General features: G+C 65.3%; 20 protein-coding genes. 13 read left to right on the top strand and 7 right to left on the bottom strand.

Features of this window, described 5'->3' with window-relative positions:
• Position 1: 1 nt before the first annotated feature.
• The 5 genes from BDD21_RS08265 to BDD21_RS08285 form a co-directional block, all read right to left on the bottom strand.
• A complete protein-coding gene (locus tag BDD21_RS08265; protein ID WP_120796753.1) occupies positions 2–874 on the bottom strand; it encodes a response regulator in 873 nt (290 codons plus the stop codon).
• 49 nt (positions 875–923) lie between these two features.
• Positions 924–3,323, bottom strand: coding sequence for an ATP-binding response regulator (locus BDD21_RS08270; protein WP_120799821.1), 2,400 nt, complete (start codon positions 3,321–3,323; stop codon positions 924–926).
• Positions 3,324–3,471: 148 nt separating this feature from the next.
• A complete protein-coding gene (locus BDD21_RS08275) occupies positions 3,472–3,936 on the bottom strand; it encodes a peroxiredoxin (RefSeq protein WP_093029590.1) in 465 nt (154 codons plus the stop codon).
• A gap of 50 nt (positions 3,937–3,986) precedes the next feature.
• Positions 3,987–5,357: an ATP-binding protein gene (locus BDD21_RS08280; protein WP_120796754.1), complete on the bottom strand. Its 1,371-nt coding sequence runs from the start codon at positions 5,355–5,357 to the stop codon at positions 3,987–3,989.
• Positions 5,354–6,070 carry a response regulator gene (locus BDD21_RS08285; protein ID WP_120796755.1) on the bottom strand — a complete coding sequence of 239 codons (717 nt, stop codon included), beginning with the start codon at positions 6,068–6,070 and terminating at the stop codon, positions 5,354–5,356. The genes BDD21_RS08280 and BDD21_RS08285 overlap by 4 nt, the downstream gene beginning before the upstream one ends.
• Positions 6,071–6,263: 193 nt before the next feature.
• Between BDD21_RS08285 and BDD21_RS27770 the strand changes: the two genes are divergently transcribed.
• Together BDD21_RS27770 and BDD21_RS08290 are read left to right on the top strand one after the other, a co-directional pair.
• Positions 6,264–6,419, top strand: a complete 156-nt coding sequence (locus BDD21_RS27770) for a hypothetical protein (RefSeq protein WP_170164711.1) — start codon at positions 6,264–6,266, stop codon at positions 6,417–6,419.
• 381 nt (positions 6,420–6,800) lie between these two features.
• Complete coding sequence (locus BDD21_RS08290; RefSeq protein ID WP_120796756.1) at positions 6,801–7,370, top strand: tetratricopeptide repeat protein; 570 nt, start codon at positions 6,801–6,803, stop codon at positions 7,368–7,370.
• Between the two features lie 75 nt (positions 7,371–7,445).
• Here BDD21_RS08290 and BDD21_RS08295 read toward each other — a convergent pair whose 3' ends face one another.
• Positions 7,446–8,051, bottom strand: a complete 606-nt coding sequence (locus tag BDD21_RS08295; RefSeq protein ID WP_120796757.1) for a class I SAM-dependent methyltransferase — start codon at positions 8,049–8,051, stop codon at positions 7,446–7,448.
• A 291-nt stretch (positions 8,052–8,342) separates the two neighbouring features.
• On the opposite strand from BDD21_RS08295, the gene BDD21_RS08300 reads away from it, so the two are divergent.
• From BDD21_RS08300 to BDD21_RS08320, 5 genes are all read left to right on the top strand, one after another.
• The gene (locus tag BDD21_RS08300; RefSeq protein WP_120796758.1) at positions 8,343–9,518 is read left to right on the top strand and encodes a nickel-dependent hydrogenase large subunit; all 1,176 of its coding nucleotides are present in this window, start codon (positions 8,343–8,345) and stop codon (positions 9,516–9,518) included.
• 294 nt (positions 9,519–9,812) lie between these two features.
• Positions 9,813–10,103, top strand: coding sequence for a HypC/HybG/HupF family hydrogenase formation chaperone (locus BDD21_RS08305; protein ID WP_120796759.1), 291 nt, complete (start codon positions 9,813–9,815; stop codon positions 10,101–10,103).
• Positions 10,100–11,245, top strand: coding sequence for a hydrogenase formation protein HypD (hypD, locus tag BDD21_RS08310; protein WP_120796760.1), 1,146 nt, complete (start codon positions 10,100–10,102; stop codon positions 11,243–11,245). The genes BDD21_RS08305 and hypD overlap by 4 nt, the downstream gene beginning before the upstream one ends.
• 170 nt (positions 11,246–11,415) lie before the next feature.
• Entirely contained in the window at positions 11,416–12,462 is a 1,047-nt protein-coding gene (gene hypE / locus BDD21_RS08315; protein ID WP_120796761.1) for a hydrogenase expression/formation protein HypE, read from the top strand.
• Between the two features lie 288 nt (positions 12,463–12,750).
• Positions 12,751–13,176: a PGPGW domain-containing protein gene (locus BDD21_RS08320; protein ID WP_245969474.1), complete on the top strand. Its 426-nt coding sequence runs from the start codon at positions 12,751–12,753 to the stop codon at positions 13,174–13,176.
• A 118-nt stretch (positions 13,177–13,294) separates the two neighbouring features.
• Here BDD21_RS08320 and BDD21_RS08325 read toward each other — a convergent pair whose 3' ends face one another.
• Complete coding sequence (locus BDD21_RS08325) at positions 13,295–14,152, bottom strand: DUF6920 family protein (protein ID WP_120796762.1); 858 nt, start codon at positions 14,150–14,152, stop codon at positions 13,295–13,297.
• A gap of 349 nt (positions 14,153–14,501) precedes the next feature.
• Here BDD21_RS08325 and BDD21_RS08330 point away from each other — a divergent pair, with 349 nt between their 5' ends.
• The 6 genes from BDD21_RS08330 to BDD21_RS08355 all read left to right on the top strand — a co-directional run bounded on the left by BDD21_RS08330 (position 14,502) and on the right by BDD21_RS08355 (position 21,171).
• Complete coding sequence (locus BDD21_RS08330; protein WP_120796763.1) at positions 14,502–15,437, top strand: ABC transporter ATP-binding protein; 936 nt, start codon at positions 14,502–14,504, stop codon at positions 15,435–15,437.
• A complete protein-coding gene (locus tag BDD21_RS08335; RefSeq protein WP_120796764.1) occupies positions 15,434–16,171 on the top strand; it encodes an ABC transporter permease in 738 nt (245 codons plus the stop codon). The genes BDD21_RS08330 and BDD21_RS08335 overlap by 4 nt, the downstream gene beginning before the upstream one ends.
• Positions 16,168–17,541, top strand: coding sequence for a GldG family protein (locus BDD21_RS08340; RefSeq protein WP_120796765.1), 1,374 nt, complete (start codon positions 16,168–16,170; stop codon positions 17,539–17,541). The genes BDD21_RS08335 and BDD21_RS08340 overlap by 4 nt, the downstream gene beginning before the upstream one ends.
• Positions 17,538–18,710 carry a hypothetical protein gene (locus BDD21_RS08345; protein WP_120796766.1) on the top strand — a complete coding sequence of 391 codons (1,173 nt, stop codon included), beginning with the start codon at positions 17,538–17,540 and terminating at the stop codon, positions 18,708–18,710. The genes BDD21_RS08340 and BDD21_RS08345 overlap by 4 nt, the downstream gene beginning before the upstream one ends.
• Positions 18,710–19,537: a bifunctional DNA-formamidopyrimidine glycosylase/DNA-(apurinic or apyrimidinic site) lyase gene (mutM, locus tag BDD21_RS08350; RefSeq protein ID WP_120796767.1), complete on the top strand. Its 828-nt coding sequence runs from the start codon at positions 18,710–18,712 to the stop codon at positions 19,535–19,537. The genes BDD21_RS08345 and mutM overlap by 1 nt, the downstream gene beginning before the upstream one ends.
• Positions 19,538–19,626: 89 nt before the next feature.
• Entirely contained in the window at positions 19,627–21,171 is a 1,545-nt protein-coding gene (locus BDD21_RS08355; RefSeq protein WP_120796768.1) for a mechanosensitive ion channel family protein, read from the top strand.
• The last annotated feature ends 21 nt before the right edge of the window (positions 21,172–21,192 follow it).

Below are 21,192 nucleotides of genomic sequence, written 5' to 3' on the forward strand. Positions count from 1 at the left end.
CTTATCCCCCTGTCGGCAGGGCTCTCGCGTTCCCGTTCTCTCCGACCCGCACGTAGCCGGTCATATCCTTGGCGATACAGATGATATCGCTGATCCGCCCCTCGGTATCCTTTACCGCGGTGCGCGAGAAGAGGATCGGGACCCGCCGCCCGTCGCGAGCGATGAATCGGGCCTCGATCCGGCTCAAGGCCCCGGTGCGGATCAGCGCTTCCAGCCAGGTTCCCATAAAGGCCCCTGCTTCGGCGTCGCCTTCCTCTTCGAAGACGTCTCCGATGGGCATGCCGCGCAGATCCTCCCCGCGGTAGCCGAGCATCCTCCACGCCGCCGGATTGGTGTGCGTGATGGTGCCGCTCGGATCCAAGACCAAGAGCGCTTCGCCCATGTGCGTGATGATGTTCTCCAGGTACTGCCGTGCTTCGGCGAGCTCTCTCGTGCGTTCCGCGACCGTGTGCTCCAGGGTGCGGTTGAGCTCGCGCTCCTTTTCGATCAGCCTGAAGTAGGTGCTGATCTTATTGATCAGAAGGTTGTCGTCGATCGGTTTGAGCAGATAGTCGACGGCGCCGACGGCGAATCCGCGTTGTTGAAACTCTTCCGATTTGAAGGCCGCGGTCAGGAAGATGATCGGGATATCGCGCGTGCGCTTGCGCAATTTGAGCATGGACGCGGTCTCGAAGCCGTCCATCTCGGGCATCTGAACATCGAGGATGATCAGATCGATGTCCGGATACCTGTGGGTCAGGTCGATGGCGTCCTGACCCGACGTGGCCTCGAGAACCTCGACATCCATCTCGCTCTCGATCAGGGTTCGGAGCGTGAAGAGATTGTGAGCGTGGTCGTCGACGATCAGCAGCTTGAAGCCGGCGTAGCGGGTCATGTCGTCTGCCCTTGTGCGCCCGGAACCGTCGCGAGCTGGACTCGGCGGCTCAAACGATCGGTTCGCGGATCGCTGCGGATGGTTCCGGGACGTATCTGTCCGGCAGAACGTCGGCGAGCAGCGCCGTGAGTTGATCGGGATCGATGGGTTTCGATAAAAATTCGACGGCACCCGCACCCAAGCAGTCGGCAACCCGGGTCTTGGCCGATCGATCGCCGAGCACGGCAACGGCCGGGTGAGGCCCCGTATTTCGGCTCAACAGTGTTCGAATCGTAGCACAGGTCATTTCGTCGGACACCCCGGCGGCCAGCAGCACCAGCTCGCAGCCTTCGCCCTCGTCCTGCAGGGTTTCGAGTGCCTCGTCCAGATCGGCCGCGGTTTGAACGCGCAGGTCGCGCCGCGACAGCTCGGAGGCGAGCTGAACGAGGGTTTTGACGTCGCGCTCGACGATCAGTACCCAGCCGCCGCTCGAACCTGAGCCGTTACCTCGGGCCGAGGTCGGACGCAGCGCAGCGGGAGAGTCCTCGGGAGAGTCCTCCACCGGAAGGGGCGTGGCGTGTGCGCTCGCGGGAGCGGCCGCCGAGACCCCTTCCGGCTCGACGGCCACCGCGGCGACGGGCATGTAGAGGGTGAAGCAGGCGCCGGCTCCGGGTGAGCTCTCGACCTGGATCCGTCCGCCGAGCAACAACGCAAGTTCGCGGCTGATCGAGAGTCCCAACCCCGTGCCGCCGTAGCGGCGGCGCGTCGATCCGTCGGCCTGCTGGAATGCCTCGAAGATGATCTCCTGTTTGTCGTGGGGGATCCCGATTCCGCTGTCGGCGACGCTGAGCGCGACCTCTTTTTGGGGGTCTCCTCCCGCGTTGACCGCCAGGGTGATGCGACCCTGCTCGGTGAACTTCACGGCATTCGAGAGAAAGTTCTTGAGGATCTGGCGCAGTTTGTCGCGGTCCGTGTAGACCCGCGTCGCGGCGCGCGGGTCGATCTCGAGGTCGAGCACCACCGGTTTCTCCGCCACCATCGGTTCAACCAGCTCGATCAGCTCCTCGAGCATCGGACGCAGCTCGACCCAGTCGGAGGTCACGGCAACGTGCCCGGCCTCGATCCGCGAGATGTCCAGGATGTTGTCGATCATGGTCCGCAGATCGCGCCCGGCTTCGTGGATCACCTGCGCTTGGCGTCGCTGCCCCGGATTGAGTCCGCTGGTCTCGGCGGCCAACATCTTCGAGAGCAGGAGGATCGAGTTCAGCGGCGTGCGCAGCTCGTGGCTGACATTGGCCAGGAACTCGGACTTGTACCGATTGGATCGCTCCAGCTCGCGGGTATGGGCTTGCGCCGCCTGCAGGTGCTCGGCGTGGGTCTGCGCCAGTACGGTGAGCTGCTCGCCGAGCTCGCGGATCTCCCGCGGACCGCGCCAACTAAAGCGCAGCGGCCGACCGTCGCGCAGCACCTGTCCGATTCCGCCCCGGAGTTCCTGGCCGAAATGCTCGGCACGGGCCGCGATCCACCGCGCCAGCACCATCACCACCAAGACCAGGAGGAAGATGATCGAGAGGACGCGCACGATCAAGGCGTCGCGAAACTCCTCGATCGGCGAAGGGTCCACCGCGCGGCCGACCCAGAGCGGGACCCCGTCCTCGGTTAGAAACATCGGCACCCAGAGCAGTTGGCGTCCTTGTCGGCCCTTCCAGACGGCAAGGGTGCCGCCGGCAAAGATCTCGGCCAAGCCGGGGAAGGCGTCGAAGGCTTCCGGCTGGCCGCTTGCTGGCTGACCGGGACGCAGATAGCTGCCGTCGTGATTCACCCAAAGCGTGTCCCGATAGAACTGGGCGAGTCCGCCGACATCGATGGTCATCACGACCACTCCTCGCGGGTCTTCAGGCTTCTCCCCGCCGATTCGGCTCACGAGACTCAGCGTCATGAGCTGGCGCGCGTCATCGACACCCGCAAAGGGGTCGATACGGATTCGACTCACCATCACCGCGCCGGATTGCAGATCGAGCCCCGCGGTCAGGAACTCGCGATTCGGGACCTGCGGGGGCGCGGCGGTCGGTCGCCATTCCTGCGTGCGCGCATCGCGAGCCAGCCAGAAACGCTCCTGACCGTCGTCGCCGACGAAGAGGATCTGGATGATGTCGCGTTGATCGGCGAGGATTTGATTGATCCACGCGGTGTAGCGTGCGCGTGCGACATCGATCTGATCCGCATCACCCTGCTCGCCTAGAATCAGGCCGGGTTCGGGGAGCTTCGAGAGCAGCCTGATCATCTCGTGCCGACTGGCTAGATGTTGGTCGAGATCACGAAAGTCCGCGCGTAGATTCTGCAGATAGGCGCGCTGGTAGAACATCGCGGTGCGATCCAGCACCAGCGGGAGGTTGATCAGCACCGCCAACACCAGCGGGGTCAGGCCGAAAATCAGGAGAAAGATCAGGATGTAGGCGCGCAGCTTCACGCTTCGCGAGGTCTCCGAGCGTGGCTCGGAGTCGAGCGCCGGAGAACCCGAACCCGAACCCGACGCGAATCCCGACTCGACCGAGGAGATCGGGCTTCTCTCCTCGGTTGGCGGCGAGAGCATCTCGAGGGCCGCTTCGGATTGCGGGTCAGAGCGCCTGGACCAGTTCCAGGATCTGGGCGGCATGACCCTTGGGTTTGACGTCGTAGAGCGCGTGTCGGATCACGCCGCTCTTGTCGACGACGAAGGTCGAACGAACGATCCCCATGCGCTTCTCGCCGTGCGCCTCCTTCTCGCGCCACACGCCGTAAGCCTCGCACGCCTCGCCCTCGGTATCGGCGAGCAGTTGGACGGTCAAGCCGTATTTGTCGCGGAAGGCACCGTGACTGGTGCAGGTATCGCGGCTGATGCCCACGACATCGGTCTCGGCGGCGTCGAAGTCGGCTTGCAGATCGGTGAAGTCGAGCGCCTCCATCGTGCAGCCCGGCGTGTCGTCCTTCGGGTAGAAGTAGATCACCAGGTTGCGTTGCCCGAGGAGCCGATCGAGGCTCACCCGCCCCATGTCCGCGTTGGGGAGTGTGAAGACGGGCGCGTGATCGCCAGGTTGCAGCATCGCGAAGGGCTCCGGGTGGTCGAGCGGATTGATGGATGTCAGGGCGGAATTTAGGCACCCTCGCACGGCACGTCAACCGCCTTGCCGTTGCGAAGCGCAAGGGCAGGCTCGGGCTCGAGCGGTGGCAAGCGAACGCTCGCGACGGTGCCGCCGCCGCGACGCGTGTCCAGATGAAGCTCCATCTGGTTGGACAAGGCGAGCTGATAAGCCACGGCAAGACCCAAGCCCGTGCCGCCGGTCAGTCGGCTGCGCGAGGTTTCCAGTCGGTAATAGGGACGAAAGACGGCCTCGCGTTCGGCTTCCGGGATCCCCGGCCCGCGATCGAGCACGAAGATCACGGGTGTTGCTGTCTTGCAGTCGAGATGGATCTCGACCAGATCTTGACTGTAGCGCAGGGCGTTTTCGAGCAGATTGCTCAGGATGCGGCGCAACGCCAACGCGTCGGCGCGATAACGGCACGATCGACCGCGTTGCCAGATCACCCGCGGTCGACCGGCGGCCAGGTCGTCGATCAAGGCGGCAAGATCGACGTCCTCGCGATTGCCTGTTTCGAGGCTCTTTCCGAAATCGATCGCCTGGGTGATGAGTGCGTTCATCTCCTCGATGTCGCGCTCCATCCGGGCGACGAGCGCCGGTGCGGTGCCGCGCGGCAGCATCTCCACGGCGAGACGCAGGCGCGTCAGCGGCGTGCGTAGATCGTGCGAGATCCCGGCCAGCAGCAGGGTGCGATTGGCGATCAGCTCGCGGATACGTCGACTGGTGGTATTGAACTGACGCGCGAGGTTTGCGAGCTCTTTGGGGCCGCTTTCCGACAAGACAGCCGGCGAGTAGCCGAGCGCGACCTGCTCGGCGGCCTTGGAGAGGCGGTTGAGCGGCTGGGTGACGCGGCCCGCCAGGATCAGCGCACTCCCGACGATCAAGAGCACCGCGACACCGATGATGACGGAAAGGCCCTCGATCGGGCGCGTCTCGACCCGGCTGCGGGGGAACCCTGCCCAGAGCGTTTCTCCGCTCGCATCCAGTGCGACCCAGAACCACCGCTCGTTGTTGGCGACACTGGTCACGATTTCCACCTCGCCGCCGAGCCGGTCTTCCAGGGCGCGTTTGAGCTGGCCGATATACGGGAAGAAGAACTGGTTCACATCCGTGAGCGGACGCTCCTCGGCCAGTCGGATCTGGTACTCCCGCGCCAGCCGCGAGCGATAGTCGTCGCGCATCTCGGCGGGCAGCTGACGCAACGTCCGAGCCGAGAGCACCATGATGCTCGCCAGGTCCGAGGCGGAGCGCTGCGCGACCGGCGTCAGCGCGTACGAGACGATGACCCAGAAGGTGATGAGTCCGAACAATCCGAACGTGAAGACCAAGGTCAGCAGCGCGCGCCCGAACAGGCTTGCCGGGATCAACTTGGCAAAAAGCGTCATGCGTCGCCGGCCGGCGTGAACATGTAACCCTTGCCCCAGATGGTGCGGATGTAGCGCGGGCGCTTCGTATCCGGCTCGATCTTTGCGCGTAAACGCGCGATCTGCACATCGATGCTGCGATCGAAGGGCGAGCGCTCGTAGCCCTTGAGCAGATCGAGCAGCAGGTCGCGATCCAGGACGCGGTCCGGATGCTCGGCAAGGATCCGCAGCAGCGCAAACTCGCCGGAGGTGAGCACGACGGCTTGATCGCCGCGGCGCAGCTCGCGTTGGCCGAAGTCGAACCGATAGGGTCCGAAGCGGATAACCCCCTCGTCCTCGCGGGGCTCGGCTGGCGCGCTCGGGGTGCGGCGGCGCAATACCGCACGGATTCGCGCCAAAAGCTCCCGCGGATTGAAGGGCTTGGGCATGTAGTCGTCGGCGCCGACCTCCAGGCCGACGATCCGATCGATGTCGTCGCCGCGGGCCGACAACATGATGATCGGGGTATCGGCGCGGGCGCGCAGTCGGCGTGCCAGGGTCAGTCCGTCGTCGCCCGGGAGCATCAGGTCGAGGATCACCAGGTCCGTCTCATGCTCCGCCAGCCAGGCGTCCATCGCCACGCCGTCCTCGGCTCCGGCCACGCTGAAGCCCTCCCCGGCGAGATAGTCTCCGAGCAGGGCGCGCAGGGCCGAATCGTCGTCGACAACCAGGATTTGGATCGGTGTATCGGGCATCTCGGCAGGCTCTCGTTCAGCCGGAGTCAACGGACCGTAACAACTTGTTACAAGATTGGGCTAAGTAGAAATACTCTGGCGATCACACGCGTGCAAGATGGCAGCGTACTCGGAGGCTCGAGATCGAGACCGATGGGATCTCCGGGTCTGCGGATCTTTGGAGCAGTTGTCCGATGGAGACAGGAGAGCACGCATGAGCTTCGATGCACTCACGATCACGGGTTTGATCGCCGCCGTCCTTTGCGCCGGCTTTCTGATTGCACTCATCAACCGCGACGATGCCGACGCGCCTCGTCGTTCACCGATATCCGGTGCCGGGCAGACCGATGGATCCGACCGTCGGTCCTGAGTCGGAACCGCAAACGAGCAGCAAGCCAGTAGTTAGGTCGCCACGGCAGCTACACACCCTGCCGTCGCGACCTTTTTTTGTGCGCGGCCCGACCACCGAACCCTCCGAGCGGACCGACGCTCCTCGCCTCTAAACCGCGTCCAGAGCGAGATGCTCACTTTCGCGTGAGCTCGACGTTTGGTGCATCTACGGCCCTTAGCGGCGACGCGGTTTAGCACAGACAAGGTCGCGTCTGCGCACGAGGACGGCCGTCGGCTTGCTCGGCGATCTGCCGGTCGTCACCCCGCCGCTTCGGAGTGCGCCGGTTGGCCCGGTTTGACAGGCATCGCCCGTCTTCCTAGGATCGCGCGACCCCTTCCTCCTCAATGCGCCCTCAATCCCATGCCCAGACTCTCGCCGCTGCAGTGGCTGCTCTTCGCCGTGTTGATGTTTTTCTACGGCTTCACGGTTTTTGCGGTCACGCGCGACTACTACATCCGCCACGCCGCGCGTCCTGCCGTCGCCGCCGCGCCGTCCGTTCCCCACGGGATGCCGCCTCAGACCGCTCCGCGCCCGGCGCCGACCGTGATCCCGAAGACCATCACCGAGACCAACCCCGATCTCTTGGCGCAACAGGCCGACGCGCTCTTCGTAGAGCGCCGCTACAGCGAGGCCGTGCCCGTCTATCGTCGTCTCCTCGAGCTCAGGCCGGACGATGTCGAGGCTCACAACGATCTCGGTTTGGCACTGCACTACATGGGCGACTCCGACGGCGCACGCACACAACTGCGCGCCGGTGCAGCCAAAGACGTGGCGCACCAGCGGATCTGGCTGACCCTTGGCTTCGTGAGCCTGCAGGCCGGCGATGCAGCCGAGGCCCGCACGGCGCTCGAGCGCGCCCGCGACCTGGGTGCCGACACGGGTGTCGGTCAGGAGGCGACCCGGTTGCTGGACCTGATCGAGGAGCAGTGATCCGGATCGACGGCCGTCGTCGTCGCGGCGGCCCTCCTCAAACGTCCGACCCGGCCCCGCCGCGCGACGTAACCACTAACCACTAACCACTCTAGCCCGCTCGGCGAGCGCCACCGTGTAATGCGCCCCCTGCTTGAGCTTGTCGTAATTGCCGAAGACCTCGGTCAGGTTGCGTTTCATGTACTGGCGCAACCCGTTGATGGTCACAAGATAGAGCCGCCCGCCCGGGCGCAGGCGGGCGTGCGCGTCGTGCAGCAAGAGCGCAAGCAGCTCCTTGCCGACCTTCGCCGGGATATTGCTCGCGATCAGGTCGAACCGCAACTCGGGGTCGACCTGATCGAACCCGTTGCTGAGCTGCGCGCGTGCGTTCTCCAGCCGGTTGAGCTTGAGGTTGCGCGCGGCGTAATCCACCGCCACGAAATCCTTATCGACCATCAGCGTTTGGCCCTGCGGGGCAAGCGTTGCCATTGCCAAGCCGATCGCACCATATCCGCAGCCGAGATCGAAGCAGTCGTCGTCCGGTCGGACCTGAAGATGCGACAGCAGTAGACGGGTGCCCTCGTCGATCTCGCGCGGCGAGAACAGACCCCAGGTGCTGTGCAGCGTCAGGTCGCGTCCGCCGAGCTCGGCATTGAAGACGATGTCTCGGCGAAGGGCAGCGAGTTGTTCGGGCGTCAGCACGTGGGATTGTCCTGCCGGGAGGTGATGTGGTTGGGCGATCGGCGATACTGCGCCGGGAACGAGAAATTCTGCGATGGTTTGTCAGAGACTTGCGGTGTAGGGGACGAAGGCATCAACCCCAGCGCTTTTCAGATCCTTAAACCGCGTCAGCTCCAAGTCATTCGGGTTGCACCGTGCGTTGTCTCTCAATCTCCTGTCCCACCCGGACCACGGACGCGGTTTGAGCTATCCTGCAGCCCGATCGGCTACACTGCAAGCATTGCATCGCCAATCCGGAGGTCCGCAAGCCGCATGTCCGATCCGGGTGGAAGTCTCGACATCCAATTGACGCCGTCTTCGGGTGGTCTCGTCTGCACGATCGGCTCGACACGCCCGGTCGCTGCCGCGTCGGCCTTCATCGGGCGCTCGCCCGAAGAGACGACGGCGCGCCTGCCGCTGCTCTTCTCGATCTGCGCACGCGCTCAAGCCGGCGCCTGTGCGGCGGCATTCGAGCACGCCTCCGGGTGGGTTGCGAGCCCGATCCTCCGCGGACGGCGCGAGGCGGCGATCGCCGCGGAGACGATCCGCGAGCACCTGTGGCGAATCCTGCTTGATTGGCCCCCGATCTTGGGCGAGTCGCCCAGTCGTGACGACATGGCTGCGGTCCTTGCACTATCGAACCGCATCCTGGCGCGGATCGACCCCGCCGGCGATCTGTTCCGCGCCGGAGCGAGTGCGGCGGCGGGTCAAGCCCCCGCTCCCGCCCCCGCCCCCGGCCTCGATGTCCTGCTCACCGATCTGACCGACCTGCTGACGCACAAGGTCCTCGGGGTCTCGCCCGAGCATTGGTTGAGCCTGATCGGCGACCCGTCGGGCTTCGCGCGCTGGTGTCGCGCGACGGAGACGGTCGCGGCTCGCCTGTTGCGCTCACTGCTGGAATCGGGCGAGGCATCGCTCGGACAGACCCCGATTACTGCGTTGCCGCGACTCTCCGCCGAGGATCTGATCGCACGGATGAGCGCACCGGATTGGGCCGATTTCGTCGCCCGTCCGACCTGGCAGGGCCAACCGCGCGAGACCAGCCCCTTCACGCGTGTGAACCCGCTGCCGCTGATCGAGGTTTACGGGACGGGCCTCTTGGTCCGTCTTGCCGCTCAACTCACGGAGGTCGCAACCGGCTTGCGCCTCCTCGGCGGCAACGTCTCGGGGCGTGCCGTCCCGGCAGCTCCGAGCGCGGAAGGCAACGGGATCGGACTCGGGCGCGTCTTCGCGGCACGCGGGCTTCTGGCTCATTTCGTCCACGTCGAGGACGGCCGGGTCCGCGAGTATCGAATCCTTGCGCCGACCGAGTGGAATTTTCACCCGCGCGGCGTCGTTGCCCGAGCGCTGGAGAGTCTGCCGCCCGGCCCCGAGGAGCAGTTGCGTCGACAAGCCGAACTCTTGATCACGGCGATCGATCCCTGTGTCGCCTTCAAGCTCACCTGTTAAAACGCGCCCCGAGCGACATGTGATGTCGTCGTTCGGCGCAGGGTGGCTGCGAGTCTGATACCCTCGTGGATGGCGCGTTTTAAGATTTTTAATTTATTGATATAAAGCGCGTCCAGGCAGACATCGTTGTTTTCATTTTGCCTTTGGCCTCGGAGATGTCCTCCATTCCGTTGAGACGCGGTTTAGAATTTAAAACGCGTCTCGCCAAGGTTCCGGTTGGCGAGGAGGTTCGTCCCGATCTATACGCTTCATTGATCACCCTGGACGCGTTTTATCCTGCGAGGTCTTTTGTTTATGTGTCTTGCCATTCCTGCGCGCATTACCTCCATCGATGTCGCCGCCGATACCGCGAAGGTTGCGCTCGGACCCGTCTGCAAAGAGATCTCGTTGGCCCTGATCGAGGACGCGGCCGTCGGCGATTATGTCCTCGTCCATGTGGGTTACGCCCTGAATAAGATCAGTGAAGAGGAGGCGCAGCGAACGCTCGAGCTGATCGCGGAGATGGGGCTGCTCGAGGAGGAGCTGGAACTCGAGCCCGAGTCCGAGCCGACATCGGCCACCGCGGGGACCGGGGACCAGCGGTGAAATACATCGACGAGTTCCGCGACAAGGGGCTCGCCCGCCGGCTCGCCGAGACGATCGCTGCCGAGGCACATCCCGGGCGCGACTATCGCTTGATGGAGTTCTGCGGCGGTCATACCCATGCCATCTTCCGCTACGGCGTGCAGCATCTGATGCCGCCGAACCTGCGGTTTATCCACGGCCCCGGCTGTCCGGTCTGTGTGCTGCCGATGGCCCGGATCGACCATGCGATCGCGCTCGCCACACAGCATGCTGTCACGCTCTGCACCTACGGCGACCTGATGCGCGTACCGGCCAGCGAGCGCAAGAGTCTGCTCAAGGCCAAGGCCGATGGCGCGGATATCCGCATGATCTACTCGACCCAAGACGTCCTGCGGATCGCGCGCGACAACCCCGATCGTCAGGTCGTCTTCTTTGCCATCGGCTTCGAGACCACCACGCCGCCGACCGCGGTGGCCGTGAAGACGGCGCGTGCCGAGGGGCTGACCAATTTCTCGGTCTTCTGCAATCATGTACTGACCCCGTCGGCACTGCAGACGATCCTGAGCACCGCCGGACCCGACGGGGTGCAGCTCGACGGCATCCTCGGCCCCTCCCATGTGAGCACGCTCATCGGCAGCCGGCCCTATCGCTTCGTGGCCGAGCAGTTCGGCGTGCCTGTCGTGATCGCCGGTTTCGAGCCCCTCGATGTGATGCAGTCTGCCTTGATGCTGGTCAGGCAGCTCAACGAGGGCCGCTGCGAGGTCGAGAACCAGTACACCCGCGCGGTGAGCGAAGAGGGCAACCGCAAGGCGCAGGACCTGATCGAGGAGGTCTTTCGGATCCGCCCCGAGTTCGAATGGCGCGGGCTCGGCTTCCTGCCCAACAGCGCCCTGGCGCTGGCCGACGCCTACGCGGACCTGGATGCCGAGCAGCGCTTTCCGGTCGAGATCGCCCCGGCCAAAGAGATCAAAGGCTGCGAGTGCCCGGCCATCCTGCGTGGCGTGAAGACACCGACCGAGTGCAAGCTCTTCGGCAACCCCTGCACACCCGACAACCCCATGGGATCCTGTATGGTGTCCTCCGAAGGCGCCTGTGCGGCCTATTGGAGTTACGGGCGGTTCAGAGCCACCAGCACCCAGCCTCCGGCTTTGATGCTCGACTGAGTGTCGCCGAGGATGCAACGACTTGATCGTCTCAAAGCACAAGACTGGCGGCTGATAGCTGATAGCTGATAGCTGATAGCTGGCGGCAGGAGGCAGGAGGCAGGAGGCAGGAGGCAGGAGGCAGGAGGCATCCCCCGGCCGACCTAGTCGTCTCACAACGAGGTCTCAGAATGACATCCGATCGGCGCTTTCCCGTGCGGCTCGATCTCAAGAAGGGCGCCGTGGACATGAGTCATGGCTCCGGCGGGCGCGCCATGGCACAGCTCATCGGCGAGCTCTTTCAGCGGTATCTGGACCACGAGCTGCTGACGCTGGGCAACGATCAGGCGCTCTTCACGCCGCCGCCCGGTCGTCTGGTGATGAGCACCGACGGTCATGTGATCTCGCCGCTCTTTTTTCCGGGCGGCGACATCGGCTCGCTCGCCGTGCACGGCACCATCAACGATGTGGCCATGTCCGGTGCTCGGCCGCTCTATCTGGCTGCCGGCTTTATCCTCGAGGAGGGCTTCCCGCTCGGCGATTTGGCCCGTATCGTCGAGAGCATGGCGCAAGCCGCGAATGCCGCGGGCGTGCCGGTGGTGACGGGTGATACAAAGGTCGTGGAGCGCGGCAAGGGCGACGGGGTCTTCATCACCACCACCGGGATCGGCGTGGTTCCGGAGGGCATCCTGATCTCGGGCGATCGTGCCGAGCCGGGCGATGTGATCCTGGTCAGCGGGAGCATGGGTGACCACGGTGTCGCCATCCTCTCCAAGCGCGAGAACCTCGGCTTCGAGACCGAGATCCGCTCTGACAGCGCCGCGCTGCATGAGTTGGTCGCCGCCATGATCGCGGCTGTTCCGGACATCCACTGTCTGCGCGACCCCACCCGCGGCGGCTTGGCAACGACGCTCAACGAGTTGGCCCATCAGTCCGGCGTCGGCATGCAGATCCGCGAGGATGCCATCCCGGTTCGCTCCGAAGTAGCCGCCGCCTGCGAGCTGCTCGGGCTCGACCCGCTCTATGTCGCCAACGAAGGTAAGCTGATCGCCATCTGCCCGCCCGATCAGGCCGAGCGTCTTCTCGCAGCCATGCGTGCCCATCCGCTTGGGGCGGAATCCGCCATCATCGGCGAGGTCGTCGAGGACCCGCATCGTTTCGTGCAGATGGAGACCGGTTTCGGCGGAAGCCGGATCGTCGATTGGCTCGCAGGAGAGCAGCTGCCGCGGATCTGCTGATCCGCGGCCGTTCGAGACGCGCGTTCCGACCCTCCGGACACTCCGAGACACGCGTGAGTTTGATTTTTTCGCGTTGATGTGGTGTCTTCGCAACGAGGCGCGAGCCTGCTCCCCGACCGTCAAAGTGTCCCCGTGTCGCCTCTCCAACATAGACGGCGCCGAGTGGATCGACGCGACGGTGGAGGGCAAGGTTTGTAACACGGGTCTCGTTTTGCCTCCCGAGCCTGCCGCAGATGGCGCTCGGGTGCCGTGCACGAAGAAGAGCCCGCCGAGGGTGAGGAGGCGAGGGTGACGATCAATATGAGTTGGGTCGAGGCCCATCAGGGCCTGTTGCTGTCCTTGGCCGGACTTTCGGTCCTGATGTTCGTGGGATCTTTGATCGCCTTGCCGTTCCTCTTGGCGCGGATCCCGGAGGATTATTTCGCGGACCCGCACCGGCATTCCGCGCGGCTAAAAAGCCTCCATCCGCTCGTCTATCTCGGCCTGTGGTTGCTCAAGAACCTGGTCGGCTGGGTCTTGGTCCTGGCGGGCATCCTGATGCTGGTGCTCCCCGGGCAGGGCATCCTCACCATCATCATGGGCTTGGTGCTGAGCGATTTCCCCGGGAAGTACGCGCTCGAGCGCCGACTCGCAAGCAACCGGCGCATCCTCAGCGGAATCAATTGGATTCGCCGACGCAGCGGCCATGCCCCCCTGGCGCCGCCGCGAATATAAAACCCAACCAATTGATTCTTTTGCTTTTAATCTTCTAAACCGCGTCAACGAAAAGGGTAATTGTCGCGCGAGCGGCCCCGTTTCCCGCCGACGCAGTCTGTTGCTCAAGCGACGCGGTTTAGGCCGAGAACTTGTACATCACCTCGGTCACCCGACCCCGCCAGTAAGGCGTGCGCCCCTCCGGCAGGATCCAGGCGACCTCGGCCCGCACCGGGATCTGCATCTCGCTGCGGTTCTTGTAATCCGAGAAGCTGGCCTCCCAGGGCGTTTGGACCATCTTCCCGTCCAACGCACGGTAACGCCCGCTTGCGCGCACGCCGCAGATCAAGCCGGCCTCGTCGAAATCGAAGACGAGCGACACGCTCAGATCGCCGTCGGCGAGCGTGGCGCGGGCGGAGCGATCGTCGATCGGCTCCCAAACGACACCTTGGCTCGGCAAGAGCTTGGTCGGGTACAGGGGTGCCTCGGCGAGGAAACGCATCAGCTCGGCATGTGTGAGTTCAGGGCTGCTCGGGATCTTCACGATCGGGAAGAGACCGAAGAGCGCGGCCTTCAAGACGCCCGTGCCGGCGATATAGGCATCGAGCACGAAGATCTTCGTCGCCGGAGCGATGCGTACCCGGGCGTCCCAATGGAATCCCGGACGTTGCATGACCACCGATTGGGTCGCTCTGGCGGAGGACCACTTGCCCTGACCGCGGCCGAGGTCGATCTCGCCTTCGAGCCCCAGCTCGGCAGCGGAAATGATGGGTTGGCCGTCCGTCAAGCTCGCGAGGAAGTAGCGTTGCACGGGCGCGGGCAGCCCTTCCAGCTCGCTCGACTCATAGGTGTTGGGAATGATCCTGCCGCGCCCGGCCTCGAGGCGCGATTGCAGGCGTGTCGTGCCGGACTGCCAGCGCGAAATCCCCAGGAGCAGAACGGCCGTGGGCATGATGATCAGGGCGAGCAACAACAGGAAAACCAGGTTCAGCCACATGTTTTATTCTCTGCTCCGGGGGTCTGCTAAACCGCGCTCAGCGCGGTATGGGATGTTTTTTGGATGAGATCGGCCCCGGCAGACGTGACGACCGCTGGAGCCGGCGCGGTTTAAGATTTTAAGAAAAAGATCATTTTAAACCGCGTCCCCCTAAGGGCCGTGGAGGCACCAAACGTCGAGCCCACTCGAAAATCTAGCATCTCGCTCTGGACGCGGTTTAAGGTGGGCCCCGCTCGAGGCGGGGGTCGGGGCGAGTCCCCGACATTATTCAAGGTGATCGTCGATCCGTCCACCGTCCGATAGGGGGCGGTTTGGCAATGCCGCACGCACAGGGTATCGTTCCCTCGTCATGGACACACTCGCCCGCGTCACCGATCTCAGCCGCCGCTTCGGAGCCCGTCGGGCCTTGTGCGGCCTCGATCTCGAGCTGCGGCAGGGCGAGGTGCTGGGCCTGCTCGGGCCGAACGGGGCGGGCAAGACAACCTGTCTGCGCCTGCTGAGCGGGACACTTGCGCCCAGCGGTGGGCGGGTCCAGATCCTGGATATCGATCTTGCGCGGCACCCGGTCGCGGCCAAGCGGCATCTGGGCTATCTGCCGGAGCGCCCGCCGCTCTATCCCGAGCTGCGTGTCGACGAGTATCTGCGCCACTGCGCCCGGTTGCATCGCGTCCCGCGCGCCGATGTCGCCGATGCCGTGGATGGGGCGAAGCAGCGCTGCGGGCTCGATGCTGTCGGGCGGACGCTCATTGCCAAGCTGTCCAAGGGTTTTCGCCAGCGGCTCGGGATCGCCCAAGCGATCCTGCATCGACCGAAGCTCCTGATCCTCGACGAGCCGACCGAGGGACTCGATCCCGTGCAGATCCGCGAGGTCCGCGGTCTGATCCGAGACCTGTCGCGCGACTGCGGCATCATCCTGTCGAGCCATATCCTCTCGGAGGTCCAAGCGGTCTGCGATCGTGTCCTGGTGCTCTATCAGGGCCGGATGCTGCGCAGCGAGCGGTTCGGCGCGCTCGGTCCGACCGTGCTCTGGCGGGTGCGTCTGCGCCCGCGGGGCGACTCCGGTAGGTCTGCGCAGGCCGCGCGACTCGAGCGCCTGCCCTGTGTCGAGGCTGCAATCGCACAGGATTCGGAGCGATTTCGGGTGATCCTGACCGAGGGGGCCGAGTCTGCCGATCTGGCCCGCCAGATCCTGACCGCCGGCTTGGATCTCTGCGAGCTGGGTCCGGAGCGACCGGACCTGGAACGCGTCTTCTTCGATCTGATCGGCGCGGGAGGGACGGCATGATCGGGGTGATCGCGGGTCGCGAGCTGCGCAGTGCGCTGGTCTCGCCTTTGCCCTGGATCCTGCTCGGCGGCAGTCAGGTCGTGCTCGCCTGGATCTTTCTGAAGGTGGTCGACGACTTCACGGGTCTGGGGGCCGACGAGCGGGTCGCGAGTCTGACGGTGGAGCTGGCCCTGAACCTGTTCGGATTCGCTGCGGTGATCCTCATGCTCGCGGCGCCGCTGATGGCGATGCGGATGCTGAGCGGGGAGTTTCGCGACGGCAGCTTCGAGCTGGTGGCCGCCGCGCCGGTGCGTATCGCCGAGCTGGTGGCGGGGAAGTTTCTCGCGTTGACGCTCCTGATGACGCCGCTGTGTGTGCTGCCGGTCCTCAACATCGCGCTGCTGGCCGGCAGCGCCCAGCTCGACGCGGGGCAGATCGCCGCCGCAACACTCGGGCTCTGGCTGGTCGGCCTGATGTTTTGCGCGGTGGGGCTCTATGCCTCCAGCCTGAGCGCTCAGACGGGTGCATCCGTGATTGCCGCCTTCGCGATCCTGCTGGTCCTCTCCGTCATCGGTCGGGTCGAGACGTTGGGCGCGCGTGATCTCTCGCTCTTCGGCTGGCTTTCTTGGAACGAGCATCTCTTGTGGTTTCTGCTCGGGGCGGTGCGTTTGAGCGATCTGGCGTATCTGCTCGGGTTTTCCGGTCTCTTTCTGGCCCTGACCCACCGTCGGCTCGCGAACCGGGTTCTGCAGTGAGACGCATCCTGCCTTTCGCGACGGCGCAGCTCCGTCGGCTCGAGCGACCGCTCGCGGATGTCCTGTTCCTCGTGCTTCTGCTGGCCGTCCTGATCGCGGGCGGCTGGTTGGTTGCCCGCCATGACCGCTATTGGGATTGGACCGCCGTCGGCACCAACAGCCTGGCGCCCGAGAGTCTGGCCATCCTCGGTCGACTCGACGGACCGCTGCGCGCCACCGTCTTTGCCGATCCCGCGAGTCCGCTCGGCAAGGGGATCGAGCGGCTGCTCATGCGCTATCGACAGGCGCAGCCCGGCATGCTGATCGAGGTCGTGGACCCGCAGCTCTTCCCGGAGCGCACCCGCGATGCCGATGTCACGCTGATCGGCCAGATCCTGCTCGACTATCGCGGACGGCGCGAGACCCTCGCGGAGGTCAGCGAGCGGGCGATCAGCGCCGCCATCGCACGGCTCGGCGCCAGCCGTGTCCCCTGGGTCGCCGTGATCGAGGGTCACGGCGAACGCGCCATTCAGGGCGAGGCGGGTGCGGACCTCGGGCGTCTGGGTCGCGAGCTGTCCGAGCGCGGATTTCTCGCCCGTCCGCTCGATCTCGGCCGGGTCGAGGAGGTGCCGATCAACACCCGGATCCTGGTCCTCTCCACGCCGCGTATCCCGCTCTTTCCGGGCGTGGTCGAGCGCCTGATCCGGTATCTGGATCGGGGCGGCAATCTGCTTTGGCTCATGGATCCAGGAGCACTCAACGGACTTGAGCCCCTGGCCGACACTCTGGGTCTGAGGATCCTGCCCGGCACGGTCGTCGATGCGGACGCCGCCGCCTTGGGTGTCGCGATCCCGGCCGTCGCGGTCATCGCCGAGTATCCGGATCACCCCTTTTCGGTCGATCTCGACGTCCCGGCCCTGCTGCCCGGCAGTATCGCCTTCGGAACCGAGCTCGCACCCGGTTGGCTTCTGGATACCTACCTGGCGACCGGCGCGCGGAGCTGGAACGAGGTCGGTCGGCTGGACGGCCCGATCGACCGCGACGAGGTCATCGGCGAGCAGGCCGGTCCGCTCCCGGTCGTCTTGGCCATGAGTCGCCCGGTGCCGGAGGATGGCCGCGAGCAGCGCGTCCTGGTGGTCGGCGACGGCGACTTCGCGAGCAACGCCCAGATCGGCGCCTACGGAAACCGGGCGCTCGCGCTCGCCCTGCTGGCCTGGCTGAGCGATCCCGGCGACCTCACGGTGCTCCCGCCCGACCCGCGCGAGCCCGCTGCGCTCATCCTCGACGAGCAGCAACGGCTGCGCATCGGGCTCGGATCTTTGGTCATCTTTCCCGGGCTCTTCCTCTTGATCGGGCTCGGTATCCGCTGGCTGCGCTGGAGGGGGACATGAGGTCGCGCTGGATCCTGAATCTGGTCTTGATCCTCGTCCTCTCGGCACTCGTCTGGGCCATTCGTCACGAGCTTGCCGTCACGCGAGCCCCGCCGACATTGGGCGGCTCCGGCGCACCCGAGCCCCACCTGATCGAGATCGCCCGCGAGGGCGAGCCGACCATCGCGCTCGAGCGTCTCGCCTCCGGCTGGCGGATGCGCTCTCCTTGGGACGTCGATGCGGACCCGGGACGCGTCGCCGCTCTGCTGGCGATCCGCGATGCGCCGCTCCTGCGCAGCGTGCCGGCGCAGGCCGCCGCGCTCGACACGCTGGGTCTGGACCCGGTCAAGCTGCGTCTGCGCCTGGATACGACCGACATCGCGATGGGCGGTCTGGACCCGATCGCGCAATGGCGTTATGTCGCGAGCGACAACCTGGTCCACCTCATCCCGGACCGTTTCCAGCATCTGTTGATCGCGCCGCCGATCGACTATGTGGCTTGCATGCCGCTCCCGCGCGATCCCGTGCCTGTCTTCGCGACGCGCGACACCGTCCCGTTGAGTAGCGACACCTTGGCCCGGCTCTCGGGCCTGATCGCCGAACGCATCGAGCCCTTGGTCGGCGAGCCCGCCGGCGCGCCGCTCGAGCTGGTCGCAATGGACGGGACGCGGATGCTCTTCCGGGTCTCCGAGGACGGTCGACGTTGGACACGCCCGGATCTGAGGCTCACCTACGTGCTCGGCGAGGCCCCCGAGCTGATCGAGGACCCGAGTGCGATCGACCCGACGCCGCCGGTCTCGCTTGCGGTGCCTTTTGCCGACCCCGATGGCGACACGGACGCCGCGCCGATCCACACCGTTTGGCCGGAGTCCCCCTTGAGTCCGGGGTCGGATGTCTTTGCCCCGGAACCCGAGTGGCGGGAATCGCCGGGCACGTTGGATGCGCTGATGGATCCGGACGCCCCCCTCTCCGGTGAACTTCCGCTCGGCTCTCCACCCGAGGTCCGGCTGCGTCCGCATGATGTGATTCGCGAGGAGGTGCTGACGCGGGACGATTTCGAGCGGGAGGGATTCGGGGTCGAGGAGGGGCGAGAACTCCCGGAGGGATTCGGTCTGGATCCCTTCGCCCCGGATCCTGCGGATGCCGATCTCGCAGTCCCGGAGCCCGATCCGCCGAGGGGACAACCCTGATGCCCGAGCTTCCGGAGGTCGAGACCACGCTCCGCGGCATCCGCCCCTATCTGGAGGGCAGTCGCATCGAGCGTCTGATCGTGCGCGACCCGAGACTGCGCCAGCCAATCCCGCCCGAGACCGCCGAGCGGGTGGCGGGTCAGGGCGTGCGGTCCTTGTCCAGGCGCAGCAAATATCTCTTGATCGGATTGGAGCAGGGTAGTCTCCTCATCCATCTGGGGATGTCCGGCAGCCTGCGGGTCGTCCCCGCGGACAGCCCGCCGAAGAAACACGACCACCTCGATCTGGTGCTGGGCGATCGGCGTTGTCTTCGGTTTCACGACCCTCGCCGCTTCGGTCTTTTTCTGTGGCTCCCGGAGACCCCCGAGCTTGCCGAGAGCCGTCATCCGCTGCTGCGCGGCCTCGGCCCCGAGCCGCTGGGGACGGCGTTCGACGGCGATCATCTCCATCGCCTGAGCCGAGAACGGCGGGTCGCCGTGAAGATCTTCCTGATGGATGCCTCGGTGGTGGTGGGGGTCGGGAACATCTATGCGAACGAGTCGCTTTTTCTGGCCGGGATCCATCCCGCTCGCGCCTGCCATCGAATCGGTCTGGAGCGCTACCGCCGTTTGGCCGAGGTGATCCGCGGCGTGCTCCAAGCCTCCATCACACAAGGCGGTACCACGCTGCGCGACTTCGTGCAGGAGGACGGCAACCCCGGCTATTTCGCCCAATCGCTGCGGGTTTACGGCCGCACCGGCGAGCCCTGCGTCGCCTGCGGTGTGCCTGTTCGCCAGCGGCGCATCGGGCAACGCTCAAGTTTTTTTTGCATCCATTGCCAACACTGATCCGATCGAGGTGACCTCGCGACGGTACGCCGTCGAATCTGCCCGCCCGGCGCGTGCCCCGGGTCGTACGCAGACCGCCCGGAGAGAAGATGATCCTATTCGAACGACTGGCTCAACTGCATTGGCCCATTTTACTGGGAGTGGCTTTCGTGCTCATGCTCTGGCGCCTCGGGTCGGGGCCGCTTCAGGGCCGCTGGCTGCGCAAGCGCGTTCCGATCATGCTCGCCGTCGGCGATCTGCTCTTGTGGCCTCTCCTGGTGTTGGTGGCGGGGAGCCTGCTCCTGTTGCTCACGCCGTGGCTGGAAGTCGAGAATGCCAACACCGGGGTGCGCACCGCGACCCTGGTCGTGTGCTATTTGGTCGCCAGTTGGCTGCTCGCGCGCCTGATCGAGGTGATGATCCTGCGCAAGGCCGACGATACCCTACCCGAGCGCGTGCCGAAGCTGGTCGTCGGCTTGATCTATGTCGCGCTCATGCTCGTGGGTATTGCGATCGTGCTCTGGCAGCGCGGTTATTCCTTCGCCGGGATTTGGCTCTCCACGGGTGTCGCCGCGGCGGTGCTCGGTCTTGCGCTCCAGCGCACGCTCGGGGATCTCTTCTCCGGGATCGCACTCGGCATCGAGCGGCCGTTCAAGATGGGGGATTGGGTGGAGCTGCGCGACGGCACCGTCGGTCAGGTCATCGACCTCAACTGGCGTGCCACCCGCCTACGTGGCTGGGACAATGCCACGCATGTCATCCCGAATTCCAAGATGGCGGGCGAGCCGCTGAAAAATCTGCACGACGACCAGCATCTCTTCGCCCCATGGTATTTCGTCCGGATCCCGGCCGAGGTCGATCCGCGCTTCGCCACGGCACTTATTCTCGACGCGGCCTTGCGGTGTGAAAGCGTTCTGAAGTTCCCCTATCCGATCGTTCGCCTCGCGGATGCGACGACCATCCCTTACCAGTACATGGTGTGGGTCCATTTGAAGAACTATCCCGCGGTGTTTCGCGGTCGCGAGGAGCTGTTCCGCGAGATTCATTGGGCCATGCAACGCGCGGGGATCAGCATCGCGCCGGAGGTCCACGAGCTTCACACACGTCGAGCCGCCGTGGTCCAGGCCGAGCCGCCGACGATCCTGCTCGCGCTCAAGGGTCTGGATGTGGCCGGTTTGCTCACGCAGGAGGAGCTCGAGCAGGTGGCCGCGCGCAGCGTCTATTCTCACTTCGACAGCGGGCATGTCATCCTCGCCGAAGGCGCCCCGAGCGATGCCTTTTACGTGATCGTCGGCGGACTCGTGGAGGCCGCCATTACGCTGCCGGATCGCACTCGCAAGGTCACGGAGGTCATCGGTCCCGGCCATCACCTGGGGATTACATCCATGTTGACCGACGAACCCTCCTTCCTGGAGCTGCGGGCCAAGAGCGATGTGAACCTGATCCGGATCGACCTGGATTGCCTGCGGTCGTTGTTGGCCAAACGCCCCGAGCTGGCCGAGCGTTTCGCCCGCATCGTGAAGGAGCGGGTCGATGCCGCGGATGCGGCCAGGGCTGCGAGCCGCCAGCCGGTCGGGCGCCTGAGTCTACGCGACATCCGCCAGCGCATCGAAGGACTCATGGCCCGCCAATCACGCTTTACGCGGCGACCCTAAACCGCGCCCGGCGCGGTATGC

Source organism: Thiocapsa rosea, from assembly GCF_003634315.1.
Lineage (GTDB): Bacteria > Pseudomonadota > Gammaproteobacteria > Chromatiales > Chromatiaceae > Thiocapsa > Thiocapsa rosea.